The sequence below is a fragment of the Staphylococcus sp. HMSC072B07 genome, assembly GCF_001815505.1.
GTDB classification, from domain to species: Bacteria; Bacillota; Bacilli; order Staphylococcales; family Staphylococcaceae; genus Staphylococcus; species Staphylococcus simulans.
Map to the genome: position 1 here is coordinate 1 of NZ_KV820905.1, position 16,970 is coordinate 16,970.

Here is a 16,970-nt window from a genome sequence, read left to right on the forward strand (position 1 = left end):
CGACAAGTCCGTAGGACTTTGTCGACAGTCTGACCTGTCCAACAAGGACAGGCTTAATCAATTAAATTTATATTATGCTTCTGTTGTATCGTTAAAGAAACGACGTACTTGTGCAGTTACATTATGGGTCATAATGATTTTACCGTAGTCATTTAAATAAACTTCAGAATGATCACTTGGCGTTGCAAATTCTAACAATTGACTGTAGAAGTCATTGATTGTTTCTTCTACTACGCTGTCATCAAAATGAATTGCATAATAATATTCGTTATTCAACATATATAATAAATCTTCAAAGTCATCAGTTGGTTGATTATGGTGATGTGCATAATCAATGACAGATTCTAAATCTTCAAATTTAACAATAACTAAACGACCATTAGTACGACGTGGTTGTTGGAAACGATCTCTTGCTTGAGAGCGATTTGAACGTGATTGCTGTTTTTGTTCAGCTTCTTCATGTTCTTCTTCGAAAGTCTGTTCAAGCAATTCGTTTAATTGACGATCGAATTCACTGTTCATACTATCATCATTTAAGTTCATCATTTCTTCGTTTTTAGATTTAGAAATAGTGACTTCCACACCTTTTTCAAAAGCATGTACTTGAATCCATAATGGACCTTCAACTACAAAGTCTTCTTCTTCATTGATTTCTTCCATCATTGACCAGAAGAATTCTTCACCACGTTGACGGTTTGTCCATAAGTCTTCTCTTTTGAAACCTCTTGCTTCAATGTCACCATACGTTATGAAAAGTTTAACAGTTGTATCATCTACGCGCTCTATTCTCATATCATCTCACTCCTTACAGTCGATGAATAGCAATATCTAGACTTTAGACAAACTTTTCTAGAGTCTAGGCAGCGTCTACTTTGTCGACAACCTAGAATAGTACCCATATTGTATAAAAACGGTGTGCAAATTACAATTTATTTGTTTATAAAGGCATAACTGCTCTACCGTTGGCCTATTATAATAACATATTCCCTGAAAACACTCTATAAAAACTACTTATATCAGTAGTTGATCTTTTTTATTACATGCAAAAAGCCACAGTACTTTTGCACTGCAGCCCCTCACATTCATTTAATTGGATTTTAAATCCTATAAGTCTACCATACGTTGCGCTTCTTGTAGTTGGAACGTACGCACTTTTCTTGGTAAGAAACGACGAATTTCATCTTCGTTATAACCAACTTGTAAACGTTTTTCATCTAAGATAATCGGACGGCGTAATAAGCCTGGGTTATCTTGAATAATTGTATATAATTCTTGTAGTGGTAATGAATCAATGTCCACGTTTAGTTTTTGATATGTTTTAGAACGAGTTGAAATAATTTCGTCTGTTCCGTCTTCTGTCATTTTTAAGATTTGTTTAATTTCATCAATTGTTAAGTGTTCTGAAAAAATGTTACGCTCCGTATACGGAATGTCATGTTCTTGTAACCATGCTTTCGCTTTACGGCAAGATGTGCAGCTTGGTGATGTGAATAGTGTTACCATACATCTCACTCTCCTATTTATCATGAATTAAATTCATTGATTTTGTTGATTTAGTTAAGGAATTTATCTAAAATCAAAACGCAGTACTCATCTATGTCCAAATAACTCGTGTTACCTTCAACTTAAACTTTGTCTACACGTTAAAATTTCCTTCTCTTAACTCTATGATTAAAGTATACCCTTTCAACATTAAAATTAAATGAGAAAAAAGGGATTATTTATAGAAAATTTAAAACATACCGAATTCTTGAGATCGAATAGCTAAAATGACGATAGCTTTTCAATATTTTGAATATAAAATGCCACACGGGTATGAGGTTAAAAATTTAGCTACATCTATATTTTAACACACATTACAAATATTTAAAATACTGCTATAATGAAACCATTACTATATTACGTAAGAAAGTGGGCATCTTAAATGGAAACTCTATTTTCAGGAATTCAACCAAGTGGAATTCCAACATTAGGCAACTACATCGGTGCACTTAAACAATTCAGTGAAGTCCAAGATGATTATAATTGTTTCTTCTGCATCGTAGATCAACATGCGATTACAGTACCGCAGGACAGACTGAAATTGCGTGAGCGCATCCGTCAATTAGCCGCAATTTACTTAGCATCAGGAATCGACCCAGAAAAATCAACATTATTTATTCAATCAGAGGTTCCTGCACACGTTCAAGCAGGATGGATGCTGACAACTATTTCTTCTGTAGGCGAATTAGAACGTATGACACAATTCAAAGATAAATCATCTAAACAAACAGAAGGTATCCCTGCTGGTCTTTTAACTTATCCGCCACTTATGGCAGCTGATATCGTACTTTACAATACGAATATCGTACCTGTCGGCGAAGACCAAAAACAACATCTTGAATTAACAAGAAATCTTGTAGACCGCTTCAACAGCCGCTACAACGATGTCTTAGTAAAACCAGAAGTACGTATGCCGAAAATCGGTGGTCGTGTCATGAGTCTGCAAGACCCTACTAAAAAAATGAGTAAAAGTGATGATAATACGAAAAACTATATCTCTTTATTAGATAATCCAAATACAGCAGCTAAAAAAATCAAAAGTGCTGTAACTGACTCAGATGGTATCATTAAATATGACAAAGATAATAAACCAGGTATCAGCAATCTTCTTTCTATTTATTCAAGCCTAACTGACGAATCATTCTCAGACCTTGAAAAACGTTATGAAGGTAAAGGCTATGGTGACTTTAAAGGTGATTTAGCAGAAGTCGTTAAAAACTTCTTAACAGAATTCCAAGAACGCTATAACGATTACTACCATTCAGATAAACTAGATGAAATCTTAGATCTTGGTCGAGACAAAGCTATTAAAGCTTCTTCACGTACATTACAAAAAATGGAAAATGCGATGGGCTTAGGCCGTAAACGCAAAAGATAAATAGTATTTTAAGCCGTATATTCTTCTCTTGAGTATACGGTTTCTATTTGCCTCTTTTTAAACCTTGAACAATCTAAATAGTAATACCTCTATTAACTTAAATGTTATATAATAACGATATAAGATGAATGAGAGGTGTAGCACATGCTTTCTACAATAATAAGAACAGTAGCTTGTATCGCAGCAACGATTTATGTGGGGTATAGTCTTTTTGTACATTACGATATGGTTATTAACACAATTTTATTTATTGGTTCCTTTATCGTTTTTGCATTCTTTGTGGGTGTTTCATTGATTAAAAACGGTAACCTTCCGTTCTTTCATAATGCTCAACAACGTGCTGAATCTATCGGTACGAATTACTTTTGGATTTACGCGAGTTTGACTTTTTATATCGGTACAGTTTTTATTGCGGTTTTCCATGCGCTATAAGTAAAAAAAACAGCACCAGTACATTAATTTTCTTGTACTGGTGCTATCTTTATTAGTTTGCTTCTAATTATTGATAAATCTTACTGCCTTGTTCTACGAAATCTTTCGCTTTTTCTTTCATCGCATCTTGTCTTTCTTGCTCATCAAAATGATGTTGACGTAAATCATGAGAAATACGCATTGAACAGAATTTAGGTCCGCACATACTACAGAAGTGTGCAACTTTTGCTGACTCTTTTGGTAAGGTTTCATCATGATATTCACGCGCACGCTCTGGATCTAAAGATAAATTGAATTGGTCAATCCAACGGAATTCAAAACGTGCTTTACTAATTGCATCATCACGTTCTGATGCACCTTTCAAGCCTTTCGCTAAATCTGCCGCATGTGCTGCAATTTTATAAGTAATTACACCTTCACGTACATCGTCTTTATTTGGTAAACCTAAATGTTCTTTAGGTGTAACATAACAAAGCATTGCGGTGCCATGACTTGCGATTTGTGCTGCTCCGATGGCAGATGTGATATGGTCATAAGCTGGTGCGATATCTGTTGTAAGAGGCCCTAATGTATAGAACGGTGCTTCTTTACAGTAGAAATCTGCTAAATCTTGGTTTTCTTTAATTTTATGCATTGGAATATGTCCTGGACCTTCAATCATAACTTGAACATCATGTTTCCAAGCGATATCCGTTAATTCACCTAATGTTTTTAATTCTGAAATTTGGCTTTCATCGTTCGCATCATAAATTGAACCTGGTCTTAATCCATCTCCTAAAGAGACCGCAATATCATAACGATTTAAGATTTCACAAATATCATCAAAGTGTTCATATAAGAAGCTTTCTTCGTGATGCGCTAAACACCATTGCGCCATGATAGAACCTCCACGAGAAACAATACCTGTTAAACGATCAACAGTTAATGGAACATAACGTAGTAATACACCTGCATGGATAGTAAAGTAGTCTACACCTTGTTCTGCTTGTTCAATTAATGTGTCACGATAGATTTCCCATGTTAAATCTTCCGCAATACCATTTACTTTTTCCAATGCTTGATAAATTGGAACTGTACCTACAGGAACAGGTGAATTTCTTAATAAATATTCACGTGTCGCATGAATGTTTTTACCTGTAGATAAATCCATAATTGTATCTGCACCCCAGTGTGTGGCCCATACTAATTTTTCAATTTCCGCTTCAATCGATGAAGACACTGCAGAATTACCGATATTCGCATTAATTTTTACTTGGAAGTTTTTACCAATAATCATCGGTTCAGATTCAGGATGGTTCACGTTATTAGGAATAATTGCGCGACCTCTCGCAATTTCATCTCTGACAAATTCTGGTTCGACACCTTCACGCGCAGCCACAAATTTCATTTCTTTTGTGATGATACCTTGTTTTGCATAATACATTTGTGTCACACGTTTACCTTCTTGTGCACGTTTAGGCTGATATTTAAATGGCGTTTCAACGAATTTATGATGACCTTCTTTTTTAAAGCCATTATCAATCGATTGCACCTTACGTCCTTCATATGCTTCTACATCTTCACGCGCTTCAATCCAGTTAGAACGTAATTTCGGAATACCTTTTTGGACGTCTACTTCATAACCTTCTTCGTGATATACACCCGCTGTATCATACACTGTAAAAGGTTCGTTCTTTTGTGTGCTGTAATCTGTCACCGTATCACTGAGTTCAATTTCACGAAACGGCACACGAATATCTTCATCTGCCCCTTGTTTAAAGACACGTCTGCTTGCTGGAAAACCTTTTTTCAATTCAATTTCTTCTTGTTTCATAAAATAATTCCTCCCTGCATCATTGCTAGGAGGCCTATAAAACATCAAGACAAGACAAATAAGAAAACGCATTCATAATTTTATGAATGCGTAAGGATTTTATACATATACAACTAAAAATAAACATATCTCTATGTCCATCTATCGTCATATTGAATTTCTGTTTCTTAATCATCTATGTACGCTTCCCTACGCTAGTACTAACTAGATCAGGTTCAAAGGGTTGATGGTATATCTTTCAGCCATTTCGGCACCCCTAGCAATGAGATATTTAATTTACATTTTTATACTAACATTCAACAATCTATTATACAAGTCAATGTGCGGTATCACATTTTAAAAGTCATAGTTATGTTATTAAGTTAAGTGTTTTCTCATTCTATTTAATGTAATCATTGAGGCCTTTGCTTCACCCACTTTTTCATAACCTAACTTTTGATATAAGGCATTTGCTTTGTAATTGATTTGATTTACAGTTAGCGAAATCTTATTAAATCCTGCTGCTTTAGCTTTATGTTCCGCTTCTTCTAACAAAGCTTGTCCGACACCTCTACGTTGAAACTCGGATGAAACAGATAACATACTGACATGATACTCATCATCTTCACCTTCTTGCATACGAATTAATGACAAGATAGATTGATAATAATTCAAAATATGCGGAAACACAAAAATGTGTTTTAACAAAGCAATTTGAATGACTGTCGAAACTAAACTTCGTTCTAAGTCACGATATGGCATACATGTCATCAACCCTGCTACTTTATCATTAATCGTTGCTTGAAGAGTATGTTCATAGCTGAAGCGATTCTTATTCTTGCGATACATTTTCTGCATATAGTGTTCAATTAATCGGTCATTCTGACTCCCTAACATCGCATGACACATATCACCAATCGCGACGTAGCTTAAATGTCCAGCTTGATCAAAATCACGTGATGCTGAAGTTATTTTTATAGTATCATTCACGCTTAGCGCTCCTTTTTTCTAGTTTGTTGGTGCAAGTTGTCTTACTGTATTCATACGCAATTTATGATTTGGAATCGGCATGTGCAACATCCACTCATCAATCATATGCTTCCTATTAATTTCATCTAACTTGCTTTGGACTTCTTCCTTATTCCCACTAATAATATGCATACGTTTTTCTGTCACTTCAAATGTTTCATCAGTTTGTGATAAATAATCATCAACTTGTGCTTTAGTATTTAAAACCGTGCGTCTGCCATCTTTAGAAATCAATTCAAAATGACGTTGTGAAAATCGAAATGGTAATTGATTATCACCAACTGCTGTAACCATTGCGGGTATACTTACAATAAAGCGTCCTTCTGGGAAGCGTGATTTATAAGCTTCTAAAGCCTCCTCTAGCGCTTCTTGTTCAGCGTTAATAAAGAATGCATAGATGACACCAACTTTAGCTTCTGCAGCTTGTATTACTGAGTTTAAACTCGTGCCCAGTAAATATACAGGTACACTTGAGGTCTCACTTTGACGTTTGGCCGTTTTTAATCCTGCGTATTTAGATAAATTATCAAAATTTTGAGTGTTCAAGCGTTTCAATAACTCAAATTTTTCATCAAATGAAAAGTAGTGCTCTTTCAACTCTTCTTTTAAGATTTCAGTTACCTTAGGATATCCTCCTGGTGCTTTTCCTACCGCCAAATCTACACGATGGTTAGATAATTCATCCATTAAATGAAATTGTTCGATTATTTTAAGCGGATGATAATGCTGCAACATAACACCACCAGAACCTATGCGTAGATTTTTAGTTTGATTCAATAAATGCATCGTTAAGATTTCTGGAGATGTTCCAATCACATCTTTCAAATTATGATGTTCTGCGACTAAATAACGTGTATATCCTAATTGATCTGCAAGTTGCGCAAGTTCTATCGTTTGTTTTAAAGCTTCTTGTGACGTTTGATTTTTAGTAATGGGCGTTTGGTCTAATATACTGACCGGCAACATATAACCCTCTCCTGTTCTTGTCTCTCTTACTTGTCATGCTAGGGTTAAGCGTACATAAAGTCAAAGACTACGATTTTCTTAAATTATGCATAAAGAAAAACACGGCCAAAACTGACCGTGTTTCAATATTTAAATCCCCTTATTGTGTGAAAAATTATCCCTTTGTTTATTACTCTTTATCTTTATCTTTCTTTTTCTTACCTGTTTCTCTATCGATACTCTTATCGATATAAGCGTGTTTTAATGTAGTTTCACCACCGATTTGGTGATACACAATCCCTTTCAGTTGTGGATTACGTAAACTAGCAGCACCTTGTTGGTAAATCGGCGCAACTGGTGCTTCTCCTAACATTAACTCTTCCGCTTCTCTTAATTTATCGATACGTTTTTCTGGTTGTTTTAATAAAGAACTGTTTGCTTCTTTCAGCATATTATCATATTCTTTACTACTCCAGTCAGTATTGTTTTGCGCGTTACCAGTTGTCATCGTATCTAAGAATGTCATTGGGTCTGGATAGTCAGGTCCCCAACCTGAGAGTGACATAGAATAGTTCATTGTCAACTCTGCTGTAACACGCTGTTTGAATGGTAATTGTTTAATATTAACTGTGACACCAGGTAAGTTCTTTTCAATTTGCGACTTAATAAATTGCGCTGAAATTTTAGAACTTGGTGTATCTTCAGTATTTAATGTGAATGTGAATTCATCCTTGCCTAAAGCTTTTTTCGCTTTCTCAAGATGAGCTTTGGCTTCTTTTGGATTAAACTTAAGCGGTGATTTTACAGTCGTCGCATAATCTTTGCCGTCAGGTAATAAAGCTGTCTTTTTCGCTGTAAAGCCATCAAATGGTTTAGAACCATCTCCTAAAACATTATCTACGTATGCTTTTTTATTAATAGATTGTGCTACTGCATAACGCATATCTTTGTTTTTGAATTCTTTTTGTTCTTTTTCATTGAGTTTCAAGAAGAACGTTGAAGCTTTTAAGCGTTTAAAGAGTGCGGGGCTATCTTTATATTTTTCCACTTGTTCTGATGTAATACCAGTATTATCTACAGAACCAGTGTCATATAATGATGCACCTGCTTGTTGGTCTTTTAAAACCTTAAAGCTGATTTTATCAAGCTTGACTGCTTTTTTATCCCAATACTTGTCGTTCTTTTTCATTAAAATTTTGTCTTCAACTTTCCAGTCTGTTAATTCAAAAGGTCCGTTATAGACAGCTTTATCAGCAGTTGTTCCATATTTTTTACCATACTTTTTCGCAACTTTTTCATTTTGCGGCATGTATGTACCAAACGCAAGCATTTGGTCGAAATAAGGTAATGGCTTAGTTAATTCAATTTGAAGTGTATGTTTATCTAAAGCTTTAACGCCTAATTTATCCGGAGACATTTTGCCTTCGTTAATCTTTTGTGCGTTCTTCAAGTCATACATAATATATGCATACTCAGAAGCCGTTTCAGGTTTAAGTGCCTTTTTCCATGCAAACACAAAGTCATTCGCAGTTACTGGATCACCATTAGACCATTTTGCATCTTTTCTCATTTCAATTGTTAAAGTTTTACCGCCATTACTTTTCTTCGGCATTTTTTTAGCAATTGCTGGAATCGCTTGGTCTTTTTCATCTAATGAATATAGCCCTTCATAAACTTGATTATAAACATTAAATGAAACTGTATCTGTCGCAAGCACTGTATCTAGTGTACTCATATCTTGTGATAATACTGAACGATAAACTTGCCCTTTATCATCATAAATACCGCCGCCTTGACTGCACCCACTGAGTATGAGGGCTGCTGCAGCAAGCATCATGGCTAATGAAATTAATTTTTTCTTCATCGCTTTATCCCCCTTACACTGTTTGTTGTAATCTTTGTTTTAATTCTTGCGCTTCCTCATCTGTCACAAAGACATAATGTCCTGGATTGATTTCTTGTAATGAACGTTCATCATTCTTTTCAGCATCTTCTTTATAGACAATACGTGTTCTTGTACGTTCACTTTCAGGATCTGGTTGAGGTACTGCTGATAGCAAAGATTGTGTGTAAGGATGTAAAGGATGATTATAGATTTCATCCGCAGTCCCTAATTCTACAATTTTACCGAAATGCATAACCGCAATTCTATCTGAAATATACTTCACCATAGATAAATCATGGGCAATGAATAAGAAAGTAATACCTTTCTCACGTTGAAGTTTCAACAATAAGTTGACCACTTGTGCTTGAATTGAAACGTCTAGCGCTGAAATCGGTTCATCTGCGATGATGAATTCTGGTTCAACTGCCAAAGCACGTGCAATACCGATACGTTGTCTTTGTCCACCAGAGAACTCATGGGGATAACGGTTCGCGTGTTCTTTATTTAAACCTACTGTTTCTAATAAGTCGTATACGCGTTTTTTACGATCTTTCGTATTCTTTGCTAATTTATGAATATCAATACCTTCTGCAACGATATCCATCACTTTTAATCTCGGGTTCAATGAAGCGTATGGATCTTGGAAAATCATTTGGATTTTCTTATTGAATTTCAACATATCTTTACGCTTTTTAATATCTTGTATGTTAACCCCTTCGTAATAAACTTCTCCAGCTGTCGCATCATTCAACTTAATTAAGGCTTTACCAGTGGTTGACTTCCCGCAACCAGATTCTCCTACTAAGCCGAATGTTTCCCCTTTGAATATCTTGAATGAGATACCTTCAACAGCACGAACTTCATTACGCTTTCCGACATTAAAGTATTGTTTTAAGTTATTAACTTCAAGCAACACTTCTTGTGACGGTTCTTGTTGACGTTGTTCAGCTGTTTCCCTTTGTTCTTGTTCAATATTTTTTTGTTGCTCTAGCGCTGTATTTGATTCGTTAAATTTTTGTTCACGATTATCCTTCATTGAACGCCACCCCCTCTTGTCGTTGTGGTTTATCAAACTTATTCGCCATTTTTCTTTGACGTTGTTTCACAAGCTCTGGCGGTTCAACTTTCGGCGCTCTTTCATCTAACAACCATGATTTCACAAAGTGTGTCGGTGATACTTTGAACCATGGCGGCTCTTCTTCAAAGTCGATATCTAATGCATATTGACTTCGTGGTGCGAATGCATCTCCTTTTGGTGGGTGCAGTAAGTCTGGCGGTGTTCCTGGGATTGCTGTTAATTCAATATCATTACCTGTTTCTAAGTCAGGCATTGAAGATAACAGTCCCCAAGTATATGGATGTTGAGGGTCATAGAATATTTCATCAATTTCTCCTCTTTCAATCATTTGTCCACCGTACATAACTGCAACACGGTCTGCGATATTTGCGACGACACCTAAGTCATGCGTAATGAAAATAATTGATGTATCAATTTTTTGTTGCAGACGTTTCATCAAGTCTAAAATTTGTGCTTGCATTGTCACGTCTAATGCTGTTGTCGGTTCATCTGCGATTAATACTTTTGGTTCACATGCGAGTGCTGTCGCAATGACAATACGTTGTCTTTGCCCACCTGAGAATTGGTGAGGATAAGCTTTAAAGCGTTGTTTCGCGTTTGGTAAACCTACCATTTCTAAAATCTCTAGCGCACGTTTTTTCGCTTGTGATTTACTATAGTTACGATGTTTAATCAGAGGTTCCATCACTTGTTTACCTATTTGCATCGTTGGATTTAACGACGTCATCGGATCTTGGAAAATCATAGAGATGTCTTTACCTCTTAATTTGATTAATTCTTTTTCAGGTTTTTGTGCTAAGTCTTCACCTAAGAATAAAATTTCGCCTTTTTTAATTCGGCCAGCATCTCCTTGGAAGAGTTTTGTCAGTGCTTTCGTTGTCACTGATTTACCAGAACCTGATTCACCTACAATCGCAAGGGTTTCTCCCTTTCTCAAATAAAAGTCTACACCACGTACAGCTTGCACTTCTCCAGCATCAATATCAAAGGAGACATGCAAGTCGTTTACTTCTAATATTTTATCTGACATCCTTTTTGCCTCCCTTATTTACGCATTTTCGGATCGAATGCATCACGTAATCCATCACTGAATAAGTAGAAGAATAAAATCAATAAACTTAAAATCAATGCTGGAATAAATAATTCATGTGGATGAATCAATAACATCGCACGTCCGTCATTTACTAATGAACCAAGTGATGTTTTAGGTGCTGGTACACCGATTCCGATGAAGCTTAAGAATGCTTCGAAGAAAATTGCACTTGGTACTGTGAACATTGAAGTTACAACAATTGCTCCTAATGTATTTGGTAAAATATGACGGAAAATCAATTTCCCTTTAGAAGCCCCTAATGTACGTGATGCTAATACGAATTCTTGTCCTTTTAATTTTAAGAACTCACCACGAACAACACGGCTCATGCCAATCCATCCTGTAATGGCCATTGCTAAAATAATTGTCCAAATTGAAGGTTCGAAAATCAATACGAATAAAATTACGACAATCAAGTTCGGAATAGAAGCGATGATTTCTATAATCCGCTGCATGACGTCATCTGTTCGTCCTCCAAAGAATCCGGATATTGCCCCGTAAACTACACCGATAAAGATATCTAGTGCTGCGGCAACAACACCGATGAATAATGATACTTGTGCACCTTGCCAAGTACGTGACCATAAATCACGACCTAGTTGGTCTGTCCCAAACCAGAAGTTCTCTTTCACACCAGCTTCTTTATATGCGTCTTTGCCATCTGCACCTACACCGTCAAACGGTAAGAAAGGTATTTTGTCTAAGACAGGTATTTTTGCTGGTAAGTTTCTGCGGTCTACATCTTGTTCAGCATAATCATGGCTGCTGATTAAAGGACCGACAAGTGCCATGATGATGATTAAAATTAATCCAATCATCCCGACTACTGCAAGTTTATTTCGTCTTAATTGGCTCCAAGCATCTTGCCAGAAGTTTTTACTTTCACGTTGAATTTCTGGTTCTTTATCAATATCTTGTTCTACTAAGATAAAGTCAGGCGCATTCTCGCCATCTGTCGTATGTGATAACGTTGCATTGGAGTAATCTCCATGCAAGTGTTGTTTTTTGTCTTCTGCCATTATTTCTTACCTCCTTGTATCCTAATACGCGGATCGATAATTCCATATAAAATATCCACTATGAAAATCGATACGATGAATAACGTACTGAATAAAAGAGTGGTTGCCATAATGACAGAGAAGTCATTCGTTTGAATCGATCTTACGAACTGATCCCCTAGTCCTGGAACCCCGAAGATATTCTCGATTGTAAGTGTCCCTGTTAAAATTCCAGCTAACATCGGCACGATGATTGTGATAACTGGAATCAATGCATTTCGTAATGCATGGCCGAATAGCACACGCATCATTGAATTCCCTTTGGCTCTCGCAAGTAAAATATAATCAGAACTCAGCACTTCGATCATTTCCGCTCGTATGTATCGTGCGACTGTCGCAAGTACGCCTGCTGAAAGTGCGAGTGATGGCAGAATAGCTGTTGAAATACCTTCCCAACCTGCTACTGGGAACCATCTTAATCTTACTGAGAACACATATTGTAATAATACTGCTAATACGAATGATGGTACTGAAACAGCGATAACTGAAATAACTGTCGCTGAGTAATCCACCCATGTATTTTGTTTTGTTGCTGCTGCAACACCCAAAATCAATCCTAAAACAATCCCGATGACCATCGCCGCAAGTCCCATTTCAATTGACGGAATCAAACGAGGTTGAATTAAATCCCACACTGGTTGGTTATGATATTGGAATGAAACCCCAAAATCTCCTGTGACTACGTTCTTTAAGTAGTGCAAATATTGTACAATGACTGGATCATTCAAACCGTAGGTCTCGTTCAAAATCTCCTTTTGATCTGCGCTTAACTTTGCATCATTAAACGGTGAACCTGGCATCAATTTCATTAAGAAGAAAGTGATAGTCATAATGATAAACAAAGAAATAAGCATGTACCCAAAACGCTTGAGTATATATCTAAGCATTGACAATCCCCCTTATAGATTCAAATTAAACATTCCCTTCTAATTATCAGAAATATTTTAATATTAGTATATCGGTACTTTACATTTAAAATCAACACAATTTTTTGAATAATTTAAATGTTATAACAAAAAGTTCCGTCACACATGTGTAACAAATATAGCAATATCAATAGATTACGTGCTTTTTGTTTCTTGTATTTCTATTAAAAAAACTTTATAGTTATTACTAAATAAATGCTGATGAATTACTTTTAAATTTTTAATGAATCGAGAGGTAATCGTGATATGAATAAACATTTCCGATGGATTTTCTGGGCAATATTCTCACCTGTTTTAAGTTTGATTATTTGGCTGTTTCGGGAACATACGTGGACCCAATTTATCGACATTTTATTCATTGTCAGTATGTTGCTTTTTATTGTCGGCTTCGTTTTCATCTTAGTTCAAGATGGTATCTTTGATGCGACAAGCTATGGTTTCAGGCGTTTGCGCTACCAAATGTCTAGTGCCAAACATCGTAAAGCACATGTTGATGATGAATTTATTAATCCTAAACAAGTTAAAAGAGAGGTCTATATTGTAGAACGTTGGACAATCTATTTAACTTTAGTCAATGTGGTTTATGTCATTTTATGTTTGCTGGCGACTTTCACTTTTTAACCACAAAAAAACGGCAGAGTGATTTCACTTTGCCGTTTTTTCTACCTATTTAATTGCTAGTTTTATTTACCACACTTAATTTCAATTGTCTATTCAGGATATACAAAGGAAACTTTTCACATATTATACATCATTGACAAAATCTAAATTTTTAGTACTAAACAAGAAAATTTAACATAAGTTATTTATCTATTTTTTGTATTTTTTATTAATTTAATACGTTCATTGTAGGGTTTTCAGTGAAATATAGTAATAATCGCATATCTTTTTGTATATTAAACCTGAAAAATCCATTCGTTTTGTTACACTATCGCATCTGTATATTCAATATGAATGCTCCTGCATAAAATACAATTGTATTTTCAGGAAAGACAAAAGCCAGATATTTGCACTCTGATTTAGAGTCCAAACATCTGGCTTATTTTTAGGTCTATTTAAAATTAGTCTTCAAATTTTTTCAATACTAATACTGCGTTGTGACCACCGAAACCTAAACTGTTACTCATCGCATATGTGATGTCTAAGTCTTGTGCTTCATTTGGCACGAAGTCTAAATCACATTCAGGATCTGGTGTTACCGCATGGATTGTTGGCGCAACTTTACTATCACGAATAGAAAGTGCTGAGAAGATAGCTTCTAAACCACCTGTAGCACCTAATAAGTGGCCAGTCATTGATTTAGTTGAGCTGACTTTCAAGTTTTTCGCAGCATCTCCGAATGTATTTTTAATCGCAAGAACTTCAGTCAAGTCACCTACTGGTGTACTTGTACCATGTGCGTTTAAGTATTGTACATCTTTCGGTTCGATACCTGCATCATCCATCGCAGCTTTCATTGCGCGAGAACCGCCTTCACCTTCAGGCGCTGGTGCAGTGATATGATACGCATCACCTGTTGAGCCATAACCAACGATTTCAGCGTAAATTTTCGCACCACGTGCTTGTGCTGATTCTAACGACTCAAGCACTACGATACCTGCACCTTCACCCATTACGAAGCCATCACGGCCTTCTTGGAATGGACGACATGCTGTTTCTTTGTCATTGTTTGTAGATAACGCACGGCTTGCGCTGAATCCAGCAATTGCCATATGTGTAATCGGCGCTTCACTACCGCCAGTTACCATCGCATCTGCATCACCGCGTTGGATAATTTTAAATGCTTCACCAATTGAGTTAGTACCTGTTGCACAAGCTGTCACTGTTGAACCGTTTGGTCCTTTAGCACCTAAATCAATTGATACTTGGCCTGTTGCCATATCAGGAATCAACATTGGTACGAAGAACGGGCTGACACGGCGTGGCCCACGATTTAACAATTGGCTATGTGCCACTTCGAAAGTTTCCATGCCTCCGATACCTGAACCAATCCATACACCGATTCTGTCAGCTGTTTTATCATTAATATCCAACTTCGCATCTTGTACCGCTTCACGTGCCGCTACTACCGCATACTGTGTGAAACGATCCATACGACGTGCTTCTTTTCTATCGATATAATCTTCAACATTGAAGTCTTTTAATTCTCCGCCTAAATGAACATTGTAATCAGATGTGTCAATACGAGTAATCTCATCAATTCCGTTAACACCTTTTAAAGCGTTTTCCCATGACGTTTCTGCATCATTTCCTAATGGAGATAATGCGCCAATTCCTGTAATTACAACGCGTTGCTCTTTGCTCATACCTTATCCTCCTATTTTCCCCATCTTAATGTAATTGCGCCCCAAGTCAGGCCGCCGCCGAAACCGACTAGCACTAAGACATCGCCGTCTTTAATTCTGCCGTTTTCGAGTTCTTGTCCAATACATAACGGAATAGAAGCCGCTGAAGTATTGCCGAATCTATCTACTGATACACTCATTTTTTCTTTTGGAATACCTAAGCGTTCACGAGCAGATTCCATGATTCTGATGTTCGCTTGATGCGGTACGAACATATCGACATCATCAGCAGTTAATCCGGCTTTATCCACTACATTACGAGAAGCTTCTCCCATAATACGAACCGCAAATTTAAACACTTCACGACCGTTCATAAAGATTTTGCCGTTATCGTGGTTCAAGTATAAATACTTGCCGCCACTGCCGTCAGAACCCATTTCATAGCTTAAGATACCATGTCCTTCAGATACTTCACCGATTACTGCTGCACCTGCACCATCACCGAATAAAATAGCAGTCGAACGATCTGTTAAATCAGTAATTTTAGAAAGTTTATCCACACCGACTACTAAAATATTATGATAGTCACCTGACTGTATGTACTGTTTGGCAGTAATCAAGGAATACATAAATCCTGAACATGCTGCTAATTGATCCATCGTCGCAACTTTTCCTAAACCTAAACGGTCTTGCAACATATTTGCTACAGTTGGAAACGGGAAGTCTCCTGTTGATGTTGCGACAATTACCATATCTATATCTTCAGGTTTAATTCCTGCATCTTCAATTGCTTTCACACTTGCTTCATAAGCAAGATCTGATGTTTCTTCGTCTTCGCCTGCCCATCTACGTTCTTTGATTCCAGTCATTTTAGAAATCCATTCATCAGATGTTTCTAAAAACGATTCAAAATAGGCATTGTCTACTACTTTTTCTGGAACGTAAGTTCCAAAACCTTTAATACCCACATTCATGGTTCTACACCTTCTTAAAAATAATTTTAATACCAGGTATTAATTTATCATATTCTACTTTTTGAATACAAGTGCTTTATTCGTATCCATCATGACATTGCTTACACTATTATAATATTTGAACGCGCGTATCACAATAAATGTGATGTTGTTTCATCTTCTACAACTTGGCTCTTGTGTCGAATTTCCTGATTTCACTATACAAAGCAATCACTCTATTTTATAATTGAACTAAAGATGAAATATGGAGGCACAACAGATGAAATACATTATGGTACTATTCTGGTCTGTTTTGCTGCTTCAAATGGTTAACTTCGTGTTAAACAGTTTAGCCGGCGGCGGAACATTAGATATGGTTCTTCCATTAGTTTTAGCAGTTGTCTTTACACTTGCTATCGTTGCTTTAGACGCACTAATGAAACCTATTAAGCCATCTGCTGCAGAAGAAGACAGTAAACAATAACAGCCCGCATTTCGCATCCAGCAAAAGTTCTTGCTGGATTTTTTATGTATGAAAACGGGGTCGGGACATAAATGTTCTGACTTCTAATAA

16 protein-coding genes and 1 riboswitch are annotated in these 16,970 nt (G+C 36.4%); of the genes, 4 read left to right on the plus strand and 12 right to left on the minus strand.

Translation table 11 applies throughout. The features are described from left to right. Nucleotides 1–72 precede the first annotated feature (72 nt). The gene (mecA, locus tag HMPREF3031_RS05070; RefSeq protein WP_070724649.1) at nucleotides 73–792 is read right to left on the minus strand and encodes an adaptor protein MecA; all 720 of its coding nucleotides are present in this window, start codon (nucleotides 790–792) and stop codon (nucleotides 73–75) included. A 312-nt stretch (nucleotides 793–1,104) separates the two neighbouring features. Beyond that, nucleotides 1,105–1,503, minus strand: a complete 399-nt coding sequence (spxA, locus tag HMPREF3031_RS05075) for a transcriptional regulator SpxA (protein WP_002481951.1) — start codon at nucleotides 1,501–1,503, stop codon at nucleotides 1,105–1,107. A 421-nt stretch (nucleotides 1,504–1,924) separates the two neighbouring features. On the opposite strand from spxA, the gene trpS reads away from it, so the two are divergent. Next, nucleotides 1,925–2,920 (plus strand): tryptophan--tRNA ligase, encoded by a 996-nt coding sequence (gene trpS / locus HMPREF3031_RS05080; protein WP_002481950.1) that lies wholly within the window; start codon nucleotides 1,925–1,927, stop codon nucleotides 2,918–2,920. Between the two features lie 144 nt (nucleotides 2,921–3,064). Further along, the gene (locus HMPREF3031_RS05085; RefSeq protein WP_002481949.1) at nucleotides 3,065–3,352 is read left to right on the plus strand and encodes a hypothetical protein; all 288 of its coding nucleotides are present in this window, start codon (nucleotides 3,065–3,067) and stop codon (nucleotides 3,350–3,352) included. Nucleotides 3,353–3,419: 67 nt separating this feature from the next. Here the strand turns inward: HMPREF3031_RS05085 and thiC are convergent, their stop codons facing one another. From thiC to opp3b, 8 genes are all read right to left on the minus strand, one after another. Continuing rightward, the gene (gene thiC / locus HMPREF3031_RS05090; protein WP_061054806.1) at nucleotides 3,420–5,165 is read right to left on the minus strand and encodes a phosphomethylpyrimidine synthase ThiC; all 1,746 of its coding nucleotides are present in this window, start codon (nucleotides 5,163–5,165) and stop codon (nucleotides 3,420–3,422) included. A gap of 169 nt (nucleotides 5,166–5,334) precedes the next feature. Then, nucleotides 5,335–5,433, minus strand: a riboswitch (TPP riboswitch). 89 nt (nucleotides 5,434–5,522) lie between these two features. Next, complete coding sequence (locus HMPREF3031_RS05095) at nucleotides 5,523–6,134, minus strand: GNAT family N-acetyltransferase (RefSeq protein ID WP_002481946.1); 612 nt, start codon at nucleotides 6,132–6,134, stop codon at nucleotides 5,523–5,525. Between the two features lie 18 nt (nucleotides 6,135–6,152). Continuing rightward, entirely contained in the window at nucleotides 6,153–7,139 is a 987-nt protein-coding gene (locus HMPREF3031_RS05100) for an MsnO8 family LLM class oxidoreductase (RefSeq protein WP_002481945.1), read from the minus strand. Between the two features lie 169 nt (nucleotides 7,140–7,308). Beyond that, nucleotides 7,309–8,982 carry a peptide ABC transporter substrate-binding protein gene (locus HMPREF3031_RS05105; RefSeq protein WP_070724651.1) on the minus strand — a complete coding sequence of 558 codons (1,674 nt, stop codon included), beginning with the start codon at nucleotides 8,980–8,982 and terminating at the stop codon, nucleotides 7,309–7,311. Between the two features lie 13 nt (nucleotides 8,983–8,995). After that, nucleotides 8,996–10,039, minus strand: a complete 1,044-nt coding sequence (locus tag HMPREF3031_RS05110; protein WP_002481943.1) for an ABC transporter ATP-binding protein — start codon at nucleotides 10,037–10,039, stop codon at nucleotides 8,996–8,998. Next, on the minus strand, nucleotides 10,029–11,111 hold the full coding sequence (locus HMPREF3031_RS05115) for an ABC transporter ATP-binding protein (protein WP_002481942.1): 1,083 nt from the start codon (nucleotides 11,109–11,111) through the stop codon (nucleotides 10,029–10,031). Before HMPREF3031_RS05115 ends, HMPREF3031_RS05110 begins: the two co-directional genes overlap by 11 nt. A gap of 14 nt (nucleotides 11,112–11,125) precedes the next feature. Next, entirely contained in the window at nucleotides 11,126–12,193 is a 1,068-nt protein-coding gene (gene opp3C / locus HMPREF3031_RS05120; RefSeq protein ID WP_002481941.1) for an oligopeptide ABC transporter permease, read from the minus strand. Then, nucleotides 12,193–13,119, minus strand: a complete 927-nt coding sequence (opp3b, locus tag HMPREF3031_RS05125; protein ID WP_023015802.1) for an oligopeptide ABC transporter permease — start codon at nucleotides 13,117–13,119, stop codon at nucleotides 12,193–12,195. The genes opp3C and opp3b overlap by 1 nt, the downstream gene beginning before the upstream one ends. Before the next feature lie 285 nt (nucleotides 13,120–13,404). Here opp3b and HMPREF3031_RS05130 point away from each other — a divergent pair, with 285 nt between their 5' ends. Beyond that, nucleotides 13,405–13,779 carry a DUF3899 domain-containing protein gene (locus tag HMPREF3031_RS05130; protein WP_002481938.1) on the plus strand — a complete coding sequence of 125 codons (375 nt, stop codon included), beginning with the start codon at nucleotides 13,405–13,407 and terminating at the stop codon, nucleotides 13,777–13,779. A gap of 440 nt (nucleotides 13,780–14,219) precedes the next feature. Here HMPREF3031_RS05130 and fabF read toward each other — a convergent pair whose 3' ends face one another. Further along, nucleotides 14,220–15,464 carry a beta-ketoacyl-ACP synthase II gene (gene fabF, locus HMPREF3031_RS05135; protein WP_002481937.1) on the minus strand — a complete coding sequence of 415 codons (1,245 nt, stop codon included), beginning with the start codon at nucleotides 15,462–15,464 and terminating at the stop codon, nucleotides 14,220–14,222. Nucleotides 15,465–15,475: 11 nt separating this feature from the next. Beyond that, nucleotides 15,476–16,417: a beta-ketoacyl-ACP synthase III gene (locus HMPREF3031_RS05140; protein ID WP_070684357.1), complete on the minus strand. Its 942-nt coding sequence runs from the start codon at nucleotides 16,415–16,417 to the stop codon at nucleotides 15,476–15,478. A gap of 259 nt (nucleotides 16,418–16,676) precedes the next feature. Between HMPREF3031_RS05140 and HMPREF3031_RS05145 the strand changes: the two genes are divergently transcribed. Next, a complete protein-coding gene (locus HMPREF3031_RS05145; RefSeq protein WP_002481935.1) occupies nucleotides 16,677–16,880 on the plus strand; it encodes a YjzD family protein in 204 nt (67 codons plus the stop codon). Nucleotides 16,881–16,970: the final 90 nt, after the last annotated feature.

What these genes read in the sequence shown, in the direction of transcription:
- mecA (WP_070724649.1), bottom strand. Translation starts at nt 792, where the DNA reads ATGAGAATAGAGCGCGTAGATGATACAACTGTTAAACTTTTCATAACG.
- spxA (WP_002481951.1), bottom strand. Translation starts at nt 1,503, where the DNA reads ATGGTAACACTATTCACATCACCAAGCTGCACATCTTGCCGTAAAGCG.
- trpS (WP_002481950.1), top strand. Translation starts at nt 1,925, where the DNA reads ATGGAAACTCTATTTTCAGGAATTCAACCAAGTGGAATTCCAACATTA.
- HMPREF3031_RS05085 (WP_002481949.1), top strand. Translation starts at nt 3,065, where the DNA reads ATGCTTTCTACAATAATAAGAACAGTAGCTTGTATCGCAGCAACGATT.
- thiC (WP_061054806.1), bottom strand. Translation starts at nt 5,165, where the DNA reads ATGAAACAAGAAGAAATTGAATTGAAAAAAGGTTTTCCAGCAAGCAGA.
- HMPREF3031_RS05100 (WP_002481945.1), bottom strand. Translation starts at nt 7,139, where the DNA reads ATGTTGCCGGTCAGTATATTAGACCAAACGCCCATTACTAAAAATCAA.
- HMPREF3031_RS05105 (WP_070724651.1), bottom strand. Translation starts at nt 8,982, where the DNA reads ATGAAGAAAAAATTAATTTCATTAGCCATGATGCTTGCTGCAGCAGCC.
- HMPREF3031_RS05110 (WP_002481943.1), bottom strand. Translation starts at nt 10,039, where the DNA reads ATGAAGGATAATCGTGAACAAAAATTTAACGAATCAAATACAGCGCTA.
- HMPREF3031_RS05115 (WP_002481942.1), bottom strand. Translation starts at nt 11,111, where the DNA reads ATGTCAGATAAAATATTAGAAGTAAACGACTTGCATGTCTCCTTTGAT.
- opp3C (WP_002481941.1), bottom strand. Translation starts at nt 12,193, where the DNA reads ATGGCAGAAGACAAAAAACAACACTTGCATGGAGATTACTCCAATGCA.
- opp3b (WP_023015802.1), bottom strand. Translation starts at nt 13,119, where the DNA reads ATGCTTAGATATATACTCAAGCGTTTTGGGTACATGCTTATTTCTTTG.
- HMPREF3031_RS05130 (WP_002481938.1), top strand. Translation starts at nt 13,405, where the DNA reads ATGAATAAACATTTCCGATGGATTTTCTGGGCAATATTCTCACCTGTT.
- fabF (WP_002481937.1), bottom strand. Translation starts at nt 15,464, where the DNA reads ATGAGCAAAGAGCAACGCGTTGTAATTACAGGAATTGGCGCATTATCT.
- HMPREF3031_RS05140 (WP_070684357.1), bottom strand. Translation starts at nt 16,417, where the DNA reads ATGAATGTGGGTATTAAAGGTTTTGGAACTTACGTTCCAGAAAAAGTA.
- HMPREF3031_RS05145 (WP_002481935.1), top strand. Translation starts at nt 16,677, where the DNA reads ATGAAATACATTATGGTACTATTCTGGTCTGTTTTGCTGCTTCAAATG.